Annotated in this window: 19 protein-coding genes; 7 read left to right on the top strand and 12 right to left on the bottom strand. The window is 67.3% G+C overall.

What is annotated here, in order from left to right; all coding sequences use genetic code 11:
* The first annotated feature begins 27 nt into the window (after window positions 1–27).
* Entirely contained in the window at window positions 28–384 is a 357-nt protein-coding gene (locus LPA46_RS14195) for a hypothetical protein (protein ID WP_230893041.1), read from the top strand.
* Window positions 385–405: 21 nt separating this feature from the next.
* On the opposite strand, the gene LPA46_RS14190 is transcribed toward LPA46_RS14195, so the two are convergent.
* From LPA46_RS14190 to LPA46_RS14170, 5 genes are read right to left on the bottom strand one after another with little or no spacing between them, the layout of a single operon-like run.
* Complete coding sequence (locus LPA46_RS14190) at window positions 406–810, bottom strand: helix-turn-helix transcriptional regulator (RefSeq protein ID WP_230893040.1); 405 nt, start codon at window positions 808–810, stop codon at window positions 406–408.
* 25 nt (window positions 811–835) lie between these two features.
* Window positions 836–1,525 carry an NRDE family protein gene (locus LPA46_RS14185; protein WP_230893039.1) on the bottom strand — a complete coding sequence of 230 codons (690 nt, stop codon included), beginning with the start codon at window positions 1,523–1,525 and terminating at the stop codon, window positions 836–838.
* Window positions 1,526–1,550: 25 nt separating this feature from the next.
* The gene (gene menE, locus LPA46_RS14180; RefSeq protein ID WP_230893038.1) at window positions 1,551–3,017 is read right to left on the bottom strand and encodes an o-succinylbenzoate--CoA ligase; all 1,467 of its coding nucleotides are present in this window, start codon (window positions 3,015–3,017) and stop codon (window positions 1,551–1,553) included.
* Window positions 3,010–4,017, bottom strand: a complete 1,008-nt coding sequence (locus tag LPA46_RS14175; RefSeq protein WP_230893037.1) for a mandelate racemase/muconate lactonizing enzyme family protein — start codon at window positions 4,015–4,017, stop codon at window positions 3,010–3,012. The genes menE and LPA46_RS14175 overlap by 8 nt, the downstream gene beginning before the upstream one ends.
* Window positions 4,014–4,949, bottom strand: coding sequence for a 1,4-dihydroxy-2-naphthoate polyprenyltransferase (locus LPA46_RS14170; protein ID WP_230893036.1), 936 nt, complete (start codon window positions 4,947–4,949; stop codon window positions 4,014–4,016). Before LPA46_RS14170 ends, LPA46_RS14175 begins: the two co-directional genes overlap by 4 nt.
* Before the next feature lie 115 nt (window positions 4,950–5,064).
* On the opposite strand from LPA46_RS14170, the gene LPA46_RS14165 reads away from it, so the two are divergent.
* Window positions 5,065–6,723, top strand: a complete 1,659-nt coding sequence (locus tag LPA46_RS14165) for a histidine kinase N-terminal 7TM domain-containing protein (RefSeq protein WP_230893035.1) — start codon at window positions 5,065–5,067, stop codon at window positions 6,721–6,723.
* Here LPA46_RS14165 and LPA46_RS14160 read toward each other — a convergent pair.
* A complete protein-coding gene (locus LPA46_RS14160) occupies window positions 6,720–8,324 on the bottom strand; it encodes a BCCT family transporter (RefSeq protein WP_230893034.1) in 1,605 nt (534 codons plus the stop codon). The two genes, LPA46_RS14165 and LPA46_RS14160, sit on opposite strands and share 4 nt — an antisense overlap.
* 255 nt (window positions 8,325–8,579) lie before the next feature.
* Between LPA46_RS14160 and LPA46_RS14155 the strand changes: the two genes are divergently transcribed.
* The gene (locus tag LPA46_RS14155) at window positions 8,580–9,788 is read left to right on the top strand and encodes a sensor histidine kinase (protein ID WP_230893033.1); all 1,209 of its coding nucleotides are present in this window, start codon (window positions 8,580–8,582) and stop codon (window positions 9,786–9,788) included.
* Here the strand turns inward: LPA46_RS14155 and LPA46_RS14150 are convergent.
* From LPA46_RS14150 to LPA46_RS14130, 5 genes are read right to left on the bottom strand one after another with little or no spacing between them, the layout of a single operon-like run.
* Entirely contained in the window at window positions 9,782–10,696 is a 915-nt protein-coding gene (locus LPA46_RS14150; RefSeq protein WP_230893032.1) for a 1,4-dihydroxy-2-naphthoyl-CoA synthase, read from the bottom strand. The two genes, LPA46_RS14155 and LPA46_RS14150, sit on opposite strands and share 7 nt — an antisense overlap.
* A gap of 36 nt (window positions 10,697–10,732) precedes the next feature.
* Window positions 10,733–11,107 carry a hypothetical protein gene (locus LPA46_RS14145; RefSeq protein WP_230893031.1) on the bottom strand — a complete coding sequence of 125 codons (375 nt, stop codon included), beginning with the start codon at window positions 11,105–11,107 and terminating at the stop codon, window positions 10,733–10,735.
* A gap of 26 nt (window positions 11,108–11,133) precedes the next feature.
* Window positions 11,134–12,891, bottom strand: coding sequence for a 2-succinyl-5-enolpyruvyl-6-hydroxy-3-cyclohexene-1-carboxylic-acid synthase (gene menD, locus LPA46_RS14140; protein WP_230893030.1), 1,758 nt, complete (start codon window positions 12,889–12,891; stop codon window positions 11,134–11,136).
* The gene (locus LPA46_RS14135; RefSeq protein WP_230893029.1) at window positions 12,888–14,216 is read right to left on the bottom strand and encodes an isochorismate synthase; all 1,329 of its coding nucleotides are present in this window, start codon (window positions 14,214–14,216) and stop codon (window positions 12,888–12,890) included. The genes menD and LPA46_RS14135 overlap by 4 nt, the downstream gene beginning before the upstream one ends.
* A 59-nt stretch (window positions 14,217–14,275) precedes the next feature.
* Entirely contained in the window at window positions 14,276–14,872 is a 597-nt protein-coding gene (locus LPA46_RS14130; protein WP_230893028.1) for a sulfite oxidase-like oxidoreductase, read from the bottom strand.
* A 158-nt stretch (window positions 14,873–15,030) separates the two neighbouring features.
* On the opposite strand from LPA46_RS14130, the gene LPA46_RS14125 reads away from it, so the two are divergent.
* The 3 genes from LPA46_RS14125 (at window position 15,031) to LPA46_RS14115 (ending at window position 17,836) form a co-directional block, all read left to right on the top strand.
* Window positions 15,031–15,249, top strand: a complete 219-nt coding sequence (locus tag LPA46_RS14125) for a DUF7120 family protein (protein WP_059056697.1) — start codon at window positions 15,031–15,033, stop codon at window positions 15,247–15,249.
* 115 nt (window positions 15,250–15,364) lie between these two features.
* Window positions 15,365–15,643: a UPF0058 family protein gene (locus LPA46_RS14120; RefSeq protein ID WP_230888677.1), complete on the top strand. Its 279-nt coding sequence runs from the start codon at window positions 15,365–15,367 to the stop codon at window positions 15,641–15,643.
* Between the two features lie 93 nt (window positions 15,644–15,736).
* On the top strand, window positions 15,737–17,836 hold the full coding sequence (locus LPA46_RS14115) for a DUF7527 domain-containing protein (protein WP_230893027.1): 2,100 nt from the start codon (window positions 15,737–15,739) through the stop codon (window positions 17,834–17,836).
* Window positions 17,837–17,852: 16 nt separating this feature from the next.
* Here LPA46_RS14115 and LPA46_RS14110 read toward each other — a convergent pair whose 3' ends face one another.
* Window positions 17,853–18,155: a hypothetical protein gene (locus tag LPA46_RS14110; protein ID WP_230888679.1), complete on the bottom strand. Its 303-nt coding sequence runs from the start codon at window positions 18,153–18,155 to the stop codon at window positions 17,853–17,855.
* A 238-nt stretch (window positions 18,156–18,393) separates the two neighbouring features.
* On the opposite strand from LPA46_RS14110, the gene LPA46_RS14105 reads away from it, so the two are divergent.
* Entirely contained in the window at window positions 18,394–19,719 is a 1,326-nt protein-coding gene (locus LPA46_RS14105) for an adenylosuccinate synthase (RefSeq protein ID WP_230893026.1), read from the top strand.
* The last annotated feature ends 52 nt before the right edge of the window (window positions 19,720–19,771 follow it).

Raw genomic sequence — 19,771 nt, 5'->3', positions numbered from 1 at the left:
TTCCTCGCAGCCATCGAACGCACAGCTATGCTCCCGTTCGACGACGAGACCGTCGCGCGCGTCGCCGCCGACAGCGGCGTCACCGAAACCGCGCTCCGCGACGCAGCCGAGTCCGTGCAGGCAACGCTCGCCGACTACCCCGGTCGGTCTGTCGATGGCCTGGTCTACGAGTGGCGCCAAGCGTTCCGCGACGACCCCCTAGTCGAACGCCGCCCCGACGCGTGGATACTCCGCGTTCCCGAGCGGGTGTGGGTGGACGTCCGCGAGCGCGCCGACGTTCCGGATGACGTTCAAAATGCGCTCGTAGCGCTGTACGCGACAGAAACTGACGAAACAGAAGATGGAGTTGCGTTGGTGATTGCGCGCGACTCGGCTAGCGACTAGCGGCGAGAACAGTTTGCCGGCTCAGAATTCTCCTTCCGGTTCGGGTTCGGGTTCGGGTTCGGGTTCGATTTGGTCTTCGTACGCGAGGTTCATAATCCACTGCGAGAAGGCGTCGCTTTGGGCGTCGACCTCCTCCTCGCCGACGAACGGCGACAGCATCTCCCCGGCCATCAGCAGCGAGAAGTCGAGGGCGCGCTCGTCGATGACGGGCGTGATGAGGTAGGTGGTGTTGCCCTCGTGGACCGTCTCCTCGCGCTCGACGAATCCTTTCTCTTCGAGTTTCGACGCGATGCGGCTGCCCTTCCGCGAGGAGACGTCCAGTTCCTTCCAGAACTCACTTTGGTGGACGCCCCGCGTCTCTCGAACGAGTTCCAGCCCCTGTCGCTCGTCCTCCGAGAGGTCCGACTCGGTGGCTTCGGCGCTCATGTACGAAACAGGGTGTGCGCGCGGTTTAAAGCTGACCGTCCACGCGCCGGTAGTCGGTCTCACAGGGCGGCCCATCAGCGAACTCATAAGTCACATCTCCGTCCGCACGAATCGTCACGAGCGACGACGACCGCGTGCCGAAGCCGTCGCGGTGGACGCACGCCCCAGTCTCGTGGTCCCGGAGCGCGTCACGCGCAGCAGCGCGCCACGCTTCAGGGTTGTCGTGACCGCGAAGTGCGTCGCGGACCGCGCGGGACTTCTCGGTGCCGTCGTCGAAGCCGGCGTTCACGACGACGTGCGTCCCTGGGTTGAAGGCGTGCGTCCGCAACACGCCGTCCCACTCCAGGAGCACGCACTCGTGTTCGTCCGCGATGACGAGATTGAATCCCGCGTACTCGCGGTCAGCAATCTCGCGTTCAACAGTGCCGATGGCGTCGTCAGCGGAACCCGCGGCGAGCGCGTCAGTGACGAGGAGGCCCCGGGAGCGCTCGCCCTCGATGTCCGCGTCCCTGTTGGTCACGCCGACGAACACGCGGTGCTCGTTCACGCCCAGCCACGTCCCGCCGGCTTCCTCGTCTCTGGGCATCAGAATTGCGGGGTTCGCGCCGCGGACGGCGGGCGGCGAGGACGGCCGGCCCACTGCCTCGTCGCGGTTCGCCCCGACCACGAGCGGCGCGTCGTCGTATTCCTGCCACGCGAATGCCAGCGTACACACACCCCGGGCTACGACCCGCGCGCACTTAGTTCTCGTCGGCCAAAATCGCCCGAACAGCCTCCCGGTCGACGGTCCCCGACGCGGTCCGTGGCACTGCCTCGGCGAACGCAATCGTGCGCGGGTGCTTGTAGCCCGCGAGCCGGTCCTCGCAGAACGCCCGGAGGTCGTCGGAAGTCACGCCTTCGTCTCCGGGAACAACGAGCGCAGCGACGCGCTCACCCCACTCCTCGTCGGGCACGCCGACGACGGCGACATCCGCGACGTCCGGGTGATTGCGGAGCACGGCTGCAACTTCCTCGGGGTGGACGTTCTCGCCGCCAGTGACGATTTGGTCGGTCTGCCGGCCGCCGATGTGGAGGAACCCCTCGGCGTCCACGAAGCCGAAGTCGCCCGTGCGGAGGCCGTGCTCGCAGAACCGCTCACTGTTCGCATCTGCCGAAAGGTATCCGGGCGTGACCGTCGGCCCCGAAACGACGAGTTCGCCCGTCTCACCCGTCGGTAGCACCTTGCCGTCGTCGCCCACGACAGTTACGTCGGTGCCGAGCAGCGGCCGTCCCGAGGTATCTGGACGGCCGCGGGCTTCCGTCGCGTGCAGCGTCGCAACCTGCGAGGTGGTTTCGGTCATTCCGAACGTCGGACAGACGGGAACGCCCGCGTCCAGCGCGCGCTCCACGAGTTCGGGCGGCGTGGGCGCGCCGCCGACGAGCGCGAACCGCACGCTGTCGGGGACTCCGCCAGCATCGAGCAACCTCGAGAGCATCGTCGGAACGAGCGAGACGCCCGTGCAGTCGTATTTCGCCAGCGCACTGCGTACGTCGTCGGCGTCGAAGCCGCGCGCGAGCACCGCCGTCGTCCCGTACAGCGCCGAGCGCAAGACGACCGAGAGCCCGCCCATGTGGTACAGCGACAGCGGGCACAGCCAGCTGTCCTCGGGGAGCACGCCGAGGCGGAACGACGACGCGACGGCGCTCGCAGCGAAGTTCGCGTACGTCAGCCGAACGGCCTTCGGGTCGCCGGTCGTACCAGAAGTGAACATGATGGCTCGCGTGTCCGTCCACGAGAGATTCGCAGGCTCGAAGGTGTCCGGCGAGCGCGCGCCCAAGTGTTCGACGTCTCCCCCGGCGTCCACGCTCACGGCCGGCACCGGGAGTTCGAGCGCCGCATCAACAGTCTCAGTTTCACAGACGACCAGCGCGGGCCCGACACGCTCCGCTTGCGCGCGGAGCTCTGGCGTCGCGAGCCGCGCATTCAGCGGCACGAACACCGCGCCGACCCGAGCGCACGCGAACACCAGCCGGACGAACGCCGGACGGTTCTCCATCAGCACCGCGACTCTGTCGCCGCGCTGGACGCCACACGCGGCGAGTCGTCCCGCGGTCTCCTCGATGTCAGCGTCGAGGTCGCGGAACGTCCACGATGAATCGGTCGCAGCATCCACAAATGCAGTCGCGTCGGGGTTGCTACGCGTTTGGAGCGCGATGGCGTCACGCATCCGGGGTCACCTCCGTGAGGTCAACGCTGACGCCGTGGCCAGGCGACTCGGGGACGCGAATCCGTCCGTCTTCGACGGGCGCTGGGTCGGCCGCGAGGTCCTCGGCGAGTCGGTCGGCCGTCGCGAGCCCGCACGCCGGGATGTCAGGAATCGCGGCGGCGAGGTGGACGGCGGCAGTTCGTGCGACGACGGCGTCGATAGTCGTCGTCACGACGGGTTCGACACCTGCTCTCCGGGCGTCGCGAGCGGCATTGAGCGCGCGGTCTACGCCTCCGAGTGCCATGGGCTTCACCACGACGTAGTCTGCGGCGTCAAGCACGTCCGAGAGTGCGTGCTCGGTCAGCGACTCGTCGAGCGCGACACCGACCTCGCCGCCACGGAGGTCGGCGTGCCCCGCGAGGTCGTCCGCGGGAAGCGGCTGTTCGACGTACTCGACGCCGACGTCGGCGAACGCGGCGAACGCCTCGCGGGCTTGCCCGCGCGTCCACGCGCCGTTTGCGTCCGCGCGAAGCGTCGCATCGGTCGCGTCTCGAACGGCGCGGAGGCGTTCGATGTCCGCTTCCAGGGAGCGCGCGCCGACCTTGACTTTCACCGTGCCGAAGCCGTTCTCCGCGGCTGCTCGTGCCTCGTCGGCAGTCTGTTCGGGTGAGCCGTCGCCGACCGTCGCATTCACCGGAACTGACGCCGCAGGGTCCGCTGTGAGATGGCGAGCGAGCGAGACGGTCGCGTCCCGACTTTCGGAATCGAGTTTCGCCAGCGAGACGGCGTGGCGTGCAGCAGGCGCGTCCTCGCACGCAGCGAGCACGTCATTCCAATTCTCGGCGTCGTCGGCAGCTTCGAGAGCGCGCTCGCAGGCGTCCAGCGGCTCTGTCCAGCCCGGGAGTGGCGTGGCTTCGCCGACGCCACCGTCGCGGGCGAAGAGGAAACCCTGGCGCTCGTCGATGGTGCCGCGAGCTGTCTCAAGCGCGTAGTCTAGTGGGAGCGCGTAGCGCCGAATCATAAGGCGAGGCCGACGCCGAACAGGAGCGCGTACAGCGCAAGTAGTTGGCCGGTACGTGTGAGCGCCGGGTTGAGTGCCTCGCCGTCGGTCCGGGTGAAAACGGTCTTCATGACGCGCGCCGCGAGCGGGAGCGAGAGGTACGGCAGGAACACCGCGAGTTCCCCGGTGCGCGCGAAGAACCACACCGGCACGGCGTACGCGAGCACCAGCATCGCGGCGAACTGGACGCGGGAGAACGTGTAGCCGAAGCGGACGGCGAGCGTGCGCTTGCCGGTCTTCTTGTCCTCCTCGCGGTCGCGGACGTTGTTCACGACGAGGACGTTCGTCGCGATAGCCGCGATAGGGAGGCTCGCGACGACCGACGCCAGCGTCACTGAGCCCTCGGGGATGCCGACCGGAACCCCGGCGGCGAGCGTGGCGGCGGCCTGCACGTAGTACGCGCCGGTGACGGCGACGACGCCGAAGAAGACGAACACGAAGAGGTCGCCGAGGCCGTGGTAGCCCAGCGGGTACGGGCCGCCCGTGTACGCGATGCCGGAGGCGACGCTCACGAGGCCGACGACGAGGATGGGGATACCGCCCACCCAGACGAGGTAGGTGCCGACGAGGATGGCGGCGGCGAACGTGAGGTACATCGCGCGCTTCACTTCACCGGGCTCGATGAGGCCGCCGGCGGTCACGCGCGTGAACCCCTCGCGTTCCTCGGTGTCCGCGCCCTGCACGGCGTCGTAGTAGTCGTTCGCGAAGTTCGTGCCGATCTGGATGAGTGCGGCGCCGACGAACGCGGCGAACGCGGGCAGCGGCGCGAACACGCCGTCGCGGACCGCGAGCCCTGCCGCGACCAGAATTGGGGCGGCGGCGACGGGCAGCGTGTGCGGGCGCGCGGCGATGAGCCACGCCTCCCGCCGGGAGACGTCAGCCGTATCGGTCATGTCCCGGGATTAGGCGAGCGCGCCCATAGCGGTGGCGGTCCCAGCCGTCGCCGCCACCCCGTATGGTCCGCCGCTAGCCTGACGTATAAGTCGGTGAAGCGACGTTTTCGAGTAGATGGCGCTATCTCCGGTCTTTCTGGCGTACGTCCTCGCGTTCGGCGCCGCAGTCCTCGGGTGTGCGATCGGCTTCCGGCGCGCGCTCCAAGTCGCGGACGCCGACACGCGCCGCGGGCTCGCTGGCGTGGTCGCGGGGAGCGGCGGGTGGGCGCTGTTCGAGCTCGCCTTCCTCGTCGCGCCCTCGCGGTTTCTGAAATACGTCGCGTACGACCTCAGCCTCGTCGTCGGGCTCTCGACGGTGGGCGCGTGGCTGTACTTCTGCTCGGCGTACACCGGGCGGTCGTTCCACCGCAACACCACCTACCGCCGAGCCGCCGTCGCGACGTACGTCGGCATCGTCGCGGTGAAGCTCACCAACCACGTCCACGGCCTCTACTTCACGACGACACCCGTCCAGTCGCCGTTCCCGCACCTCGCCATCCAGCACGGCACGATCCACTGGCTCGTCGCGGGGCTGTCGTACGCGCTGGTCGCCGTCGGCTTCTTCATGCTGTTCGAGTTATTCCTCGAAGCCGACTACGACACGCGGCCGCTCGGCGCGCTCGTCGGCGTCACCGCGCTCCCCGTCGCGCTCGACGTCGTCGGGTTCGCGTCGCCGCTGCTCGTGGACATCAACTACGAGCCGCTGGGCGTCGCGGCGTTCGCGCTCGGCGTGCTCTACGTCTACGAAGCGGAGTTCCTGGCCGTCCAACTCACCGACGGCGTCGACGACGCGATCGTCTATCTCGACGCCAACGACCGCATCCGCGAGTATAACGGCCGCGCGAGCGACCTCTTCACCGCGCTCAACGGCGCGACCGGCCAGCCATTCGACGACGTGCTCCCTGAGGTCGCCGAGACGCTGGGCGACGACCATCCCGTCGTGGAGCGCACCGTCGACGGTGAGACGCGCTACTACCTCGCGTCGGACACGTCGTTCTCGCTGGGTCAGTCGGACATCGGCCGCATGGTCGTGTTCAGCGACGTCACGCGAACCGAGCGCAAGCGCCGCGAGCTCGAACGACACAACGAGCAACTCGAAGGGTTCGCCGCGGCCATCCGCCACGAGCTGCTGAACACGCTCCAGATTGTCGGCGGGCGCGTCACCGTCGCCGGCAACGCCCTCGACCGTGGGAACGTTGAGACCGCCCGCGAGTCGCTGCGCACGGCTTCGGAGACGAGCGACCGGATGTCCAGCATCGTCGAGGACCTCTCGGTGCTCGCGCGCCACGGCAAGACGCTCGGCGACACGGAGCGCGTCGACTTCGCGGACGCCGTCGCGGACGCGTGGGCGGACGCCGACGTCGACGACCTGTCGCTATCCCTCGAGGGGGACGGCGACGTGGTCGCGGACCCGACGCGGCTCCGCGAACTGCTGGCGAGCGCGTTCGCGTTCGCCGCGCACAACGGGGCCAGCGAGGTGACCGTCGAGCGCGGCGACGACTGGTTCGCGATTGCGGGCGACGGCCGGCCGCCCGGCGACACGGAGCCCGCGGCGTTCTTCGAGTACGGGAGCGCCGTCCCGGACTCGGAGGCCGGCATCCTGCTGCCGAACGTGCGGATGCTCGCGGCCGTGCACGGCTGGTCGGCGAGTCTCGACACGGAATACGAGCAAGGAGTGCGCGTGGTCGTTTCCGATACAGAAAGCGTCAGCGGGCCCGTCGACGGCGCGGCTTAGTCGTCGTCGGCGGGCTGGATGTCGCTCGCGCGGTCCTGCTCGGAGAGCAGCGACCCGGGGTCGACGTCGACGCGGTCGTGGCCCTCCGCGTAGTCGCGGGCGGCGACGTAGCTCGCGTAGACGACCGCCACGAGGAACACCGTGAACGGGAGCGCGAGTATCGGCGACAGCGCCTCGATGGCCTGGAAACTCTCCAGCTCGAGCGCCATCATCCCGAAGCCGGCGAGCAGCGCGCCCCACCACGCGCGGTTCCGGGCGTTGGGGTCCTCGTCGCCGAGCGTGATGGCGGAAATCATGAACACCGCGGAGTCCAGCGACGTGATGATGTAGCCCGCGATGACGAACACGAACAGCACCGCCAGCACCGTGCCGTACGGGGTGATGTTCAGCGCGGTGACGATGGCGGCGGGGATGCCGTTGGCCGCCCACGCCTCGCTGACGGGGCCGACGTAGCCCGGGGAGAGCACCCAGCCGCCGATGATGAGGTGTTGGAGCCACGAGAGGAACGCGGGCGCGACAACGAGCACGACGAACATCTCCCGGATGGTGCGGCCCTTCGACACGCGCGCGACGAAGCTCCCGACGAAGATGCTCCACGCCGCCCACCACGCCCACCAGAAGCCGGTCCAGTTGGCGGCCCAGTTGCCGGCGGACATCGGGTCGGTGTACAGCATCAGCCGCGTCATGTTGCCGAGCCAGACGCCCGTCGCATCAAGCCCGAGCTCGAAGATGAACAGCGTCGGCCCGACGACCACCAGCAGCGCCATCGCGGCGACGATGAACAGCATGGTCGCGCGGGCGGCGTTCCGGATGCCCTTGCGGAGGCCGAGCCAGACGTCCGTGAGAAACACCGCGCCGATGAGTCCGAATATCCCGTACGTGAGAATGTTCGCCTCCAGGCCGAAGACGCCGCCGAGGATGGCGGCCATCGTCTGCGAGCTGAACCCGAGCGTCGTGGCGATGCCGCCAATACTCGCGACGATGGCGGCGAGGTCGACCGCCCAGTGGAAGCCCGGATACGAGTCGGGGTCAACGATGCCCGACAGCATCGAGGAGACCTTGTACTCACCGACACCCTGCGTGTAGACGATGATGCCGAACGCGAGCGCGACCGGCAGGTACCACATCGCCAGCCCGGGGAACGCCTCGTGGACGAACATGAACGCCAACGCCAGCGACTCGATGGACGCCCCCTCCACGGGGTAGGGCTGGGGCGGCGGATTCTGGACGATGGAGATGGGTTCGCCGACGCCCCAGATGAGGATGGACGCGCCGAACCCGACGGTGAACACCATCGAGAGCCACGAGAGCGTGTCGAACTCCGGTTCGGCGTCCGGGCCGCCGATGCGCAGGCGGCCGTACCGGGAGAACGTGACGCCGAGCACGAGCAACAACAGCACGAACCCAAGCAGGATGAACCACCAGCCGAAGTACGTGAGCACCCACTCGAAGGCCCCGTTGAGCGCCGTGCTGAGCGCGCTGGGGCGAGCGAACCCGAAGGCCGCGAGCGCAATCATCGCGGCCATCGTCACGCCGAACAGCGCGCGCTCGGGCCACGTCGCCTCATCGAGGCCAAGCAGGTACCAGAAGCCAGCGGTCATGTGAATGGTACGACGGTCGCAGCGTCGGCTTCGCGGCTATCGTGTGCGCGACGGCGAGCGCTGTTGCTCGGTCGTCGTAGCACGGCTCCGTACATCTTGACCAAGCCGAGCGGGGTTTCACTGAAAAACTCGTCGTCTCACCACCCGACCGAAACCCGGGTGCAGTGTAGATGCTTGCCAACGTGTGCCGCCTGCACAGCGGCAGTTTTGACGATACCGTGAATTTATGGCCACACGGGTCAGTCAGTAAAGAGAATGAGTGCGTTTCCGCTCCGTTCAGCGGACTCGGTTCCGGAGCGGTTAGTCGCTACTGCTGTCACGCTGAGTGTCTTCGTCGTCGTGGAGGGCGTCGTCCGCCTGCGCGACGGCGAGTTCGTGGAAGGAGCGCAACTCCTGTTCGCTGGCGAGTTCCTCGTCGGCGCGCTCACGATGGCGCCGTTCGTCGTAGGTATCGCATACGCAGGGTACTGGCTCGACCGGAGCACCATCGAGCCCGGCGGTTACACTCGCATCTGGTGGTGGACGGTCGCCGGTACCGCCGCCTCCGTCGGACTGAACGTCGCACTGATGACCGTCCTCCCAGTCCAGTCAACGCAAACGCTGGTCGCGTGGCTGCGATGGGCTGTCGCGGTTGGCGCCGGTCTCGGGGTCGGCATCGGCGTGACTGAGGCGCGGGCCATCCAGCAAGCGACAGTAGCCGAGCGCAACGCCGTCCGCGCCGAACACCTCGAAGTCCAGCGCGACCTCCTCGACTACCTCAACAGCCTGTTGCGCCACGAGGTATTGAACGCCGCGAACGTCATTTCGGGATACGCTGACCTTCTGCAAGCCGAACACGAGGAAGGGACGTCCGGGTACGACCACAGCGAGACGATACGCCGCAAGAGCGAGGAGGTGACGGGCGTGGTACAGGACGTCCGCGTGCTGTTGCACGCCACGGAGGAACGCGCGGACTTCGAGCAGGTTGATGTCGTGCCGATTCTCCACGAGGAACTCGAGAAACTCTCGGATCTCGACGAGGACGTGGGCATCGAGACGGATCTGCCGGAATCGGCGGTTGTCCACGCGGACGCCCTGCTCCCACGGGTGTTCGGGAACGTGCTGGCGAACGCCGTCGAGCACAACGACAGCGACCCACCGAAGGTGTGGGTTCGTGGCCACGTGAATGAGGACACCGTCACCGTCGACGTCGAAGACAACGGTCCGGGCCTCCCAGAGGAGGACATCCCGACGTTATTCGAGCGGCCATCGCGCCGGGCCGCCGATCACGGCCTCGGGCTGTATCTGGTTGCGCGACTCGTTGAGCACTACTGCGGAACCGTCGAACTACTCGAAACCAGTAGTGAGGGGTCGACGTTCCGTATCACGCTCCCACGTGAGCCACCCGAAGAATCGACGCCGTCACCGTTCGTCGACCCGTTCAGCGGCGAGCGAGCCGAACAGTCCACAGGTGACGGTCAGTAGTACCAGGGGTAGTCCGAGAAGTCGGGGTCACGGCCTTCCATGAACGCCTCGCGGCCTTCCTTCGCTTCCTCGGTCATGTAGCCGAGGCGGGTGGCTTCGCCGGCGAACACCTGCTGGTCGACGAGGCCGTCGTCGGCCATGTTGAACGCGTACTTCAGCATCCGCATCGCCGTGGGGGACTTCGACGCCATCTCGTCGGCCCACTCCAGGGCGACGTCCTCCAGGTCCTCGTGGGGGATGACTTCGTTGACCATCCCCATGTCCTCGGCTTCCTCGGCGGAGTACGTCTTCCCGCGGAAGAAGATCTCACGGGCCTTCTTCTGCCCGACCTGCTTGGCGAGGTACGCCGACCCGAAGCCCGCGTCGAAGGAGGCGACGTCGGGGTCCGTCTGGAGGAACTTCGCGTGCTCGTCGCTGGCGAGCGTCATGTCGCAGACGACGTGCAGCGAGTGCCCGCCGCCGACCGCCCACCCGGGGACGACCGCGACCACGGGCTTGGGCATGAACCGAATCGCGCGCTGGACTTCTAGAATGTGGAGGCGGCCGGCCTTCGCCTTCTGGACCGTCTCGTCCTCCTCGGTAGCGGCCTCGTCCTCGCCGCGATACTCGTAGCCGGACTCGCCGCGCACCGACTGGTCGCCGCCCGAGCAGAACGCCCACCCGCCGTCTTTCGGACTCGGGCCGTTCCCCGTGAGGAGCACGCACCCAATATCGGTCTGGCGTTTCGCGTGGTCGAGCGCCTCGTGGAGTTCGTCGACGGTCCCCGGGCGGAACGCGTTCCGGACCTCGGGGCGGTCGAACGCGATGCGGACCGCGTCGACGTCCACACCGCGGTGGTAGGTGATGTCCTCGAAGTCGCAGTCCGCGACCGGCTCCCACCGGTCGGCGTCGAAGATGTCCGAGACCATACCCGAAATCGGGCGTGGACGGCGCAAAAAGGTTCCTTACTCGGCGGCCTCCTCGGCGTACTCCTTGGACGCGTCGTCGAGCACGCGCTCGGGGATGACCGACGGTGGGGACGCGTCGAAGGGGCCGTCGGGGTCGGTCACCCACAGCGTGAGGTAGACGACGCAGGCCGCGACGACAGCGGTCGGGAACTGGAGCGTGAACACGCCGTAGACGACGGTCGCGCCCATCGTGACGGCGGCGACGGTCTCGCGGTTCGTCCCGCCCGCGTACAGGAGGACAGCGACGACCGCGCAGCCGAGCGCGACAGCGAGGCCGACGACGATTTCGTTGGCGATCGCGCCGACGTACAGCAGTCCGAGCACGCCAGCAAGTGCAGCGATAACGGCGAGTTGCGTCGTAGTGGAGGGCATCGAACCGACGTGCTGCGTCGAGTTCCTTAATCGTTGAGGTTGCGTTCGACGGCGGCGGCGAGACGTTCACGCTCGCGGTGGCTGGCTTCGGCGTCCGTCTGGACTTCGATAACCTGCGTGCCTGGCGAGCCGACGGACTCCCGGTAGGCGTCTCGGAACCCATCAAGCGTCTCCACGCGTGCGAACTCGAAACCGTAGACGTCGCCGGTCGGTTCGAAGTCGAGGCCGTGGGGCGTCTTGAATTGGCTCGTGAACGGCGGGTCGTACGCCTCGATGGGGAGCATGTGGAAGATGCCGCCGCCGTCGTTGTTTACGAGGACAATAGTCGCGTCCAGGTCGCAGCGGTCGAGCGCGAGCAAGCCGTTCGCGTCGTGGTAGTATGCGAGGTCGCCCGTAATCACGACCAGCGGGTCGTCGGTGGCGCTGCCAGCGCCGAGCCCCGTCGACGTGATGCCGTCGATGCCAGAAGCACCCCGATTTCCGAGTACGGTCAACTCGGCGCCTCGCGGTCGCGCGAACCGGTCGAGGTCGCGGACCGGCATGCTGTTCGAGACCATGATTGTGGCGGGGTCTGGCGCGTCGTCGGCGGCCGCGGCAACTACGTCGCCCTCTAGCAGTTCCTCGCGCTCGAAGGCGTCGACGGCGTTCCAGTAGTCGGCTTCGAGTACCGCGACGCGGTCTGTCCAGTCGCTCGCGGAGCGGTCGACGCGCTCGGCGAGCGCGCGCGCCGTCTCGGTCGGGTCTGCAACCACGAGGTCCGACGCAGTGAACGTGGCTTCGCGCCACCCGCCTGCGGGGTCGACGAGGAACTGGCGGGCGTCACTATCACGGAGGTAGTTGCGCAGCGGCTTCGACGTCGGCGACGCGCCGAAGCGGAGGACAACGTCGGGCTCAGGGAGGGGGGCGTCGTCCACGCCGAGGAAGCCGTCGTAGCCGCCAACGACGCGAGAGTCGGAGACGTGCTCGCCGAATCGAAGGCCCGAGAGCGGGTCCGCGAACACCGGAAAGTCGGTTGCGTCGCCCAGCCTTGCGACGGCGTCAATAGCGAGGCCGTGCGCGTCGTCCGGACCCGCGACGACGAGCCCGCGGTCCGCGGATTCGACGGCCTCCACGAGTGCGTCGAGGGTTTCGTCTTCGGGTGCCGCGGGATTCTGGTGAACGTCGACGAACGGCCCGTCGCGGCCCTCGGCGGCCAGCGAGTGCTCGTCGGCGAAATCCTCGGGCACGTCGCCCCGGACTTCCACGGGTTCCAGCGGCTTCTTAAATGGGATGTTGAGGTGGACGGGACCAGGGTTCGCGCCGGTCGTCACACCAACGGCACGACATATCGACGTCCGCAGCGAGCGGAGTTTTCGGTCGTCGGCCTCGGGTTCCGGGAGTTCACGGAAGTGGCGGACAGCGTCCCCGTAGAGTTTGGTCTGGTCGACGGTCTGATTCGCGCCCGAGTCACGGAGTTCCGGCGGGCGGTCGGCCGTGAGGACGAGCAGCGGGACGCGCGCCTGATTGGCCTCCATCACAGCGGGATGGAAGTTCGCGGTCGCGGTGCCCGAGGTGGAGACGACCGGCGTCGGTTTGCCGGTGTGCTTCGCGCGGCCGAGCGCGAAGAACGCCGCCGAGCGCTCGTCGAGATGCGAGAACACGCGAATGTCGTCGTGTTCGGCGAGCGCGACAGTCAGCGGCGTCGAGCGACTCCCGGGGCAGACGCAGGCGGCGTCAACGCCCGCGCGAACGAGTTCCTCCACGGCGGCGCGCGCCCATAGCGTGTTCCGGTTCGGCGCGCTCATTGGCGGAGCTCGTCCAGAATCGGCTGGTACTTGAGTTGGACCTCGTCCCACTCTTCGTTGGGGTCGCTGTCCGCGACGATGCCGTTACCCGCGAACATCGTCACCGTCTGGTCCCGGGCGACCGCCGACCGCAGGCCAACCGCGAACGTGCCGTCGCCGTCGCCGTCGAACCAGCCGACGGGCGCGGCGTACCAGCCGCGGTCGAACGTCTCGGTCTCCCGAATCACATCCAGCGCCGCATCCGGCGGCAGCCCACCCACAGCAGGTGTCGGGTGCAGCGCTTCCGCGACGTCGAGCACGTGCGTGTCCTCGCTCACGTCCGCGGTAATCGGCGTGCTCAGGTGCTGGATGTTCGAGAGCTTGCGGACGCTACGTTCGCCCACGGAGACGTCGCCGAACGCGCCGAGTTGGGCGGCGATGGTGTCGGTGACGAGGCGCTGCTCGTGGCGGATCTTCTCGCTGTCCCGGAGTCGTGCGGCGAGTTCGGCGTCCTCCTCGGGCGTGTCGCCGCGGCCGACCGAGCCCGCGAGCCCAACCGTCTCCACGCTGGTGTCATGGAGCGTCACGAGGAGTTCGGGGGTCGCACCGAGGAACGCTGCGTCGCCGGTCGGCTCCACGAGGAAGCGGAAACACGACGGGTACGACTGGCGGAGGCGCTCCAGCAGGTCGCGGGGGTCAAGATCGCCAGCGAGGTCCGCGCGGAGCGCAGTCGCGAGCACGACCTTTCGGAGGTCGCCGGCTTCGATGCGGTCGACGGCGTGCTCGACCTGCTCGCGCCACGACGCCTCGTCGCTCGTGGGAGTGGTCGATTCAACGCCGGGCCGTGGGCCGCTCGGCTGCATCGCTGGTAGCGACTCGATTTCCTCGCGAGCGTCCTCGAGCGCTGCTTCGACGTCGGCGGGGTCGACGTCCTCGCCCGCTCGCGTGACGGTCAGCCACGTCTCCTCGCCCGCGCTCGCCAACTGGACTTCGGGGAGCACGAACTGTGCGGCGGGGAACCCACGCCACGTGCCTGCGGGGGTGTGGTCGTCGTGGAACGCGAACCCGCCGAGTAGTCGGGGCCGGGCGACCTCGGGGCCGTCGTGGTCAGTGTCGTCGAACAGCGCGGACGCCCACTCGCGGACGGCGTCGAAGCGGTCGTCGCCGGATGCCGTCACGGTGGCGGCGGTGCCGACGCCGGACAGTTCGAGGCCGTCCGGGTCCGCCCAGTGGATGCGGGGCGCGTCCCGGGCCGCCAGGAACGCCCGATAGGAGACGTCGGCCACCCGGCAGCTCCTGCTCACGACCGCCCCGCGGGCGGCCGCTTCGCCGGACAGAGAACTCATTGTTCGAGGTTCGGGACGCTGCGACTAAATAGCCTATCCTTCGGCAGCGACGGCCGCGACTAGCTGTACCGGTCTTCGGCCCACGGGTCGGCGGTGTTCGAGTAGCCGCGCTTCTCCCAGTAGCCGCGTTCGGGCTCCGTGAGGAATTCGATGCCGTCGACCCACTTCGCGCCCTTGTAAGCGTACTTGTGGGGCGTGACGACGCGCAGCGGGCCGCCGTGCTCGCGGGGGAGGTCCTCGCCGTCGAATTCCCACGTGAACAGGACTTCCTCGCGCATGCAGTCCTCCAGCGGGAGGTTCGTCGTGTAGCCGTCGAGCGCGTGGAACATCACCGTCGTCACGTCCTCGTCGACGCCCGCAAGGTTCGCGAGGCGCGGGAACGTGACGCCCGTGAACTCGCAGTCGAGTTTCGACCAGCCGGTGACGCAGTGGAAGTCCTGGCGTTGTGTGACGCTCTCGAGATCCCTGAATTCGTCGTAGGACAGGGAGAGCTCGTTCTCGACGGCGCCGGTCACGGTGAACGTCCAGTCTTCGCGATCCCAATTCGGCGTACCGCCCTTCGACAGCACGGGGAACTTCGACGTCTCGCGCTGGCCGGGCGGCAGCCGGTCGTCGCCGAACTCCTCGTAGAGGTCCGTGACGTCCACGACAGTCATACCCTCAAGTAGGGACCGCGGCCACCTATTCCTACCGACTCGGGGCTGCGCTGCCGGTTTCGAGAATCGTAGGCGTCGCGGGCTCAGCCCGGAAAACGCCCCCGAATCCGCCCCCCGTCAGGCTTAAGAACGGTGGCGGCGAAGCCCCGCCCAGAACGATGCCCCAGATCGAAGTCAACATCCCGGACCAGATCGAGATGCAGATTGCACAGCTCGTCGAACAGGGGGAGTTCGTCAGCCGCGAGGAGGCCGTCGAACAGCTGCTGTCGTCGGGAATTCGCGCGTACAAGACCAGCGGCCCGTCCGAGGAAGAGGAGGGAGCCGGCCTCGAAAGCGAGGGCGGCATGATGGGTCACGAGGACGAGTACGTCTTCTAGACCGAGCGGGCGGCCGGCGCTCCCACACACCACCCCGTCGTGTCGTCTGCGTGACGGGCGTGGTACGCTGTCGCAGACAACGCTTAAACGCCCGAATTCCCTACCCTAACTAAGCATGCACAAGGACGAGCTCCTCGACCTCCACGAACAGATGGTGCAGATCAAAGACCAGTTCCTCCAGTTCGACAACGTCGACGACAACGCCTTCCGGGCGTACGAGGAACTCGAAGTTGATCCCTCCCACGTCCACAAGTCCAAGAGCGAGCACAAACACGCCGTGTTCCTCCTCGGGAACGCGCTGGCCGCGGCGATGAGCGAGGATGAGTTCTCGAACGCCGGTCGGCTCAGCAAGCGAATGAAAGAACTCGCCGACGACGCTTCCGGCAAGCTATAGAGGGTTCTTCTCACGGGCTCGTCGCCGTCAGACGCACGTAGGGCGTCCGTCCGCCCGGAAAGTCTTATACGCGCGCCTTGCCTTCCAGTGGGTATGCAGGCACACACGGTCGAGCGGGTGGAGTCCTGGGACTCCCGGCCGTTCTCGGGCGGATTCCGCGAGCTACACAGCCTCGCGGATCAGGAGTTTTCGGGAGCGGTCGTCGCCGACGGCACGTGGCTGTTCATGTTGAACGGCCGCGTCATCGGCGTCTACGAAGGTGACGTCGAGGACTTCGGTGACGCATCCGGGACGGTGTACAACGCACCCCATCCCAGCGTCGCGCTGTTGTTTTCGATGCAGGAGCGCGGCGGCGAGACGCAGGCAAAGTACTACACGAATGACACGCCGCTGTCGGAGGCCGCCGACACCCTGAAGAACGCGAGCTTTACGGGCTATATCGAGCTCTCCGAGAACGTTCTCTCCGGCGATTACTACGTCGTCTACTACGGCGGCCGCTCGATGAGCGCGGCGTTCGTCGGTGCCAGTGAGGAACTCATCACGGGCGACGAGGCCTTCGAGCTCGCCGACGATGAGGTCGGCGTCTACGAGGTCAAGAAATCCCCCGTGAACGTGACGGAGCTCCCGGAAGCCGAAGACCAGCCGGCTTCGGCGGCCGGCGCGGTAGGGAGCACCCACGAGACAGAATCCGACGACGCAGAGCCCGAGGAAGTCACCGACGAAGCTACCGACGAAGCTGAGGAACCGCGGACGCAGCCGAGTGAGTCCGGTGACGAGTCCGCTGAAGAGGCTGCCGAGTCTGACCCGACAGCCACCCGGAGCCCTCAGTCGGCACCGGCAACCGACACGTCTGCCGATGCTGCGACGCCATCAGATTCATCGGATAAAGCGCCTGATACGGCCGAAGCGTCGACAGGTAGTACCGAAGCAGCCGAAGCGTCGACGGATGCTGCCGAAGCAGCCGACCCGCGTGCGGAAGCAGCGACGAAGCAGTCGGAGGCGAGCAGCGAGGAGCGGACCGACGCCGAGGCTGCTGCAGCACGCGCGGCCGGCGAGGAGGGCGTCTTCGACCAGGAGGAGGAGTGGCGAAACGCCAGTTCGGTGCCGACGCTCGCCCCCGAGAAGAGCCAATCCACTGACGGGGGCGCAACGCGCTCGCAGTCGGCGTCCGGGAACGCGAGCGCCAAGCAGTCGACGTCGTCCACGAGCACAAAGTCGAGGGCTAAGTCGAGTAGCGCGGCCAAAGGTAAGGGCAAGCAGTCCCGATCCACCGTCGAGAAGCTCAAGCGCGCGGTCAAGCAACGCGACGAGAAACTCGAAGAGGCTGCCGAGCGCGTCGACGAGCTTCAATCCGAGCGGTCAGAGCTCCGCGAGCGCGTTGAGACGCTGGAAGCTGAGCGCGATGAACTGCAGACGCGCGCTGACGAACTCGAAGCACAACTGGAAGCCGCTGGTGGCGAGGACGCAGCATCGGAGACGGACCTTACGCCGGCGGCGGCGCTGTCCGGGACGAACCTCTTTGTGCGGTACGGGTCGAAAGGAAAGCCGACGCTCGACGATCTCGGGCCGGAGACGGACCTCGATGCGGTGAACGAGAACCTCCGCATCGAGCACCATACGCAGTTCGAGGCAGCGGACGCGACCGTCGACGGCGCGGACTACGAGTCGTTCCTCGAAGCATCGGCGGCCTACCGATTCGTTTCGTGGGCGGTCCGAGAGCTGCCCTTTGAGATTCGGGATGCCGGGCACACCGACGGGCTTTCGAATCTCTATCAGGCACTACCGGACGTCGACCGCGCGGAACTCGATGGTACAGTTGCCGTCGATACCGAAGACGGCGCCACATCGCGCACGTTCGACGTAGTGCTCCGGGATCGGATGGGAGACCCGCTGGTCGTCGCGGAGTTGAACGCCGAGCGTGAACCTGTGACTGGTGAGGAGATGGGAACGCTCGTCGACGACGCGACCGCGGTTCGTGAGGGCGCCGACGAACTCAGCGCGGCGATGTACGTCACGTCGTCGTTCTTCGAGCCCGCAGCACTAGAGACGGCGAGCGAGGAGACGGGCGGCGGCGGCTTTCTCAGCCGCAACGACAAGGAGAGTTTCGTGAAGGTGGGCCGGAAATCCGGCTACCACCTCTGTCTCATCGAGGACCGCAACGATGCGTTCCACCTGACCGTCCCAGAGCTGTAGACGGGACGTGACGGCGTTATTCGGCTTCCGCGGCAGCGTCGATTTTCATTGCTTCCATCTTGTCGACGAGGCCGTCGACTTTGCCGTCGAGTTCGTCGACGAACTCGCTGGTGCGCTCGGTCGTGATGGCTCCCTGCGACGACGGCTCGATGAGGTTCTCCTCTTCGAGCACGCGGAGGGAGTACCGGACCTTGTGGTGTGGGTAGCCGGTCTCGTTGGACATCTTCACGATACCGATGGGTTCGTTCTCGATGACCATGCGGAGGACCTGCAGATGGCGCTCCAGCATATCGACTTCCTTCTCAAGCCGGTCTATCATGGCATTTGTTAACTTGTCTTGGCGGGGGTTTAAAGGTTGTCGTAGGGCTCGGGCGAGAAAGTGACAGTATTCGCTTGCGATTGGCAACAGTTAACGCTTGCGCCCAGCGCCGACAGCGCCCCTATTCTGCCTGTTCGTCCAATATCACGACCGATATCCCACCCGGGTATGCACACTCGTGCCTACTTACGGCGGCGAGACCGTAACCGGTTTGACGACGCTGGTGGAACGAACGGGTATGACCGTCACCATCGTCGGGTCGCAACTCGGCGACGAAGGCAAAGGCGGCGTCGTCGACCTGTTCGGCGACGCGGCCGACGTCGTCGTCCGGTATCAGGGCGGAGATAACGCCGGCCACACCGTCGTCGTCGGCGGCGACGAGTACAAACTCTCGCTGGTCCCCTCCGGGGCCGTCCGCGGGAAGACCGGCGTCCTCGGAAACGGCTGCGTCGTCAACCCCGAGACGCTGTTCGACGAAATCGACGCACTCCGCGAGCGCGGCCTCGACCCCGACGTCCGGGTCGCCCGCCGCGCCCACGTCATCCTGCCATACCACCGCGTGCTCGACGGCATCGAGGAGGACGTCAAGTCCGACTCGGACCTCGACGCCGGAACCACGGGCCGCGGCATCGGCCCGACATACGAGGATAAGGCCGGCCGCCGCGGCGTCCGCGTCGGCGACCTCCTCGACCCCGAAGTCCTCCGCGACCGACTGGAGTACGCCGTCCCGCAGAAGCGCGCGCTCTACGAAGACGTCTACGGCGGCGACGCCGGCGAGGAGTTCGACGTCGAAGCGCTGTTCGAGCAGTACCGGGCGTTCGGCGAACGCATCCAGAACGAAGGAATGGATGTCAATGCCGGCGACTATCTCGCCGACCGTATCGACGACGGCGACAGCGTGATGCTGGAGGGCGCGCAGGGAACCAGCCTCGACATCGACCACGGCGTCTACCCCTACGTCACGTCCTCGAACCCGACCGCGGGCTACGCCGCCACCGGCACCGGCCTCGGCCCGACCACCGTCGGCAAGGGCGAAGTCGTCGGCGTCGTGAAAGCCTACCTCTCCCGCGTCGGCACCGGCCCACTCCCGACCGAGCTCACCGGCGACGACGAGGACCTCGCGGAGTACATCCGCGAAGAGGGCGGCGAGTACGGCACCGTCACTGGCCGCCCGCGCCGCGTCGGCTGGCTCGACCTCCCGATGCTTCGCCACGCCGCGCGCGCCAACGGGTTCACCGGTCTCGCCATCAACCACCTCGACGTGCTCGCCGGCCTCGACGAAGTGAAGGTCGGGCACGCCTACGAACTGGACGGCGAGACCATCTACTCGATGCCCGCGACGACCGAACGCTGGGTCGACTGTGAGCCCGTCTTCCGGAGTTTCGACGGCTGGCCCGAGTTTGACCCCGAAGCGGTCGCCGCCGAAGGCTACGACGCGCTCCCCGAGCAGGCCCAGAAGTACGTCGAGTACGTCGAGGACGAACTCGACACCGCGGCCTACGCGCTCGGCGTCGGCCCCGGCCGCGAGGAGACCGTCGTCCAGCAGAACCCCTTCGAGCAGTAACGAGGTTCGCGGCCATCGCGTTTTTTCTGAGTGCGCTGATACCCCCGCGTGG

It is taken from the genome of Halobacterium sp. KA-6 (genome assembly GCF_021029015.1).
Lineage (GTDB): Archaea > Halobacteriota > Halobacteria > Halobacteriales > Halobacteriaceae > Halobacterium.
This window is presented reverse-complemented; position numbering and strand designations above follow the sequence as displayed.

Coding starts and splice junctions, on each gene's coding strand:
- LPA46_RS14175 (WP_230893037.1), bottom strand. CDS start 4,017: ATGATTCGGCGCTACGCGCTCCCACTAGACTACGCGCTTGAGACAGCT.
- LPA46_RS14135 (WP_230893029.1), bottom strand. CDS start 14,216: ATGAGTTCTCTGTCCGGCGAAGCGGCCGCCCGCGGGGCGGTCGTGAGC.
- menD (WP_230893030.1), bottom strand. CDS start 12,891: ATGAGCGCGCCGAACCGGAACACGCTATGGGCGCGCGCCGCCGTGGAG.
- LPA46_RS14115 (WP_230893027.1), top strand. CDS start 15,737: ATGCAGGCACACACGGTCGAGCGGGTGGAGTCCTGGGACTCCCGGCCG.
- menE (WP_230893038.1), bottom strand. CDS start 3,017: ATGCGTGACGCCATCGCGCTCCAAACGCGTAGCAACCCCGACGCGACT.
- LPA46_RS14155 (WP_230893033.1), top strand. CDS start 8,580: ATGAGTGCGTTTCCGCTCCGTTCAGCGGACTCGGTTCCGGAGCGGTTA.
- LPA46_RS14195 (WP_230893041.1), top strand. CDS start 28: ATGCTCCCGTTCGACGACGAGACCGTCGCGCGCGTCGCCGCCGACAGC.
- LPA46_RS14190 (WP_230893040.1), bottom strand. CDS start 810: ATGAGCGCCGAAGCCACCGAGTCGGACCTCTCGGAGGACGAGCGACAG.
- LPA46_RS14170 (WP_230893036.1), bottom strand. CDS start 4,949: ATGACCGATACGGCTGACGTCTCCCGGCGGGAGGCGTGGCTCATCGCC.
- LPA46_RS14165 (WP_230893035.1), top strand. CDS start 5,065: ATGGCGCTATCTCCGGTCTTTCTGGCGTACGTCCTCGCGTTCGGCGCC.
- LPA46_RS14130 (WP_230893028.1), bottom strand. CDS start 14,872: ATGACTGTCGTGGACGTCACGGACCTCTACGAGGAGTTCGGCGACGAC.
- LPA46_RS14110 (WP_230888679.1), bottom strand. CDS start 18,155: ATGATAGACCGGCTTGAGAAGGAAGTCGATATGCTGGAGCGCCATCTG.
- LPA46_RS14150 (WP_230893032.1), bottom strand. CDS start 10,696: ATGGTCTCGGACATCTTCGACGCCGACCGGTGGGAGCCGGTCGCGGAC.
- LPA46_RS14145 (WP_230893031.1), bottom strand. CDS start 11,107: ATGCCCTCCACTACGACGCAACTCGCCGTTATCGCTGCACTTGCTGGC.
- LPA46_RS14160 (WP_230893034.1), bottom strand. CDS start 8,324: ATGACCGCTGGCTTCTGGTACCTGCTTGGCCTCGATGAGGCGACGTGG.
- LPA46_RS14105 (WP_230893026.1), top strand. CDS start 18,394: ATGACCGTCACCATCGTCGGGTCGCAACTCGGCGACGAAGGCAAAGGC.
- LPA46_RS14120 (WP_230888677.1), top strand. CDS start 15,365: ATGCACAAGGACGAGCTCCTCGACCTCCACGAACAGATGGTGCAGATC.
- LPA46_RS14125 (WP_059056697.1), top strand. CDS start 15,031: ATGCCCCAGATCGAAGTCAACATCCCGGACCAGATCGAGATGCAGATT.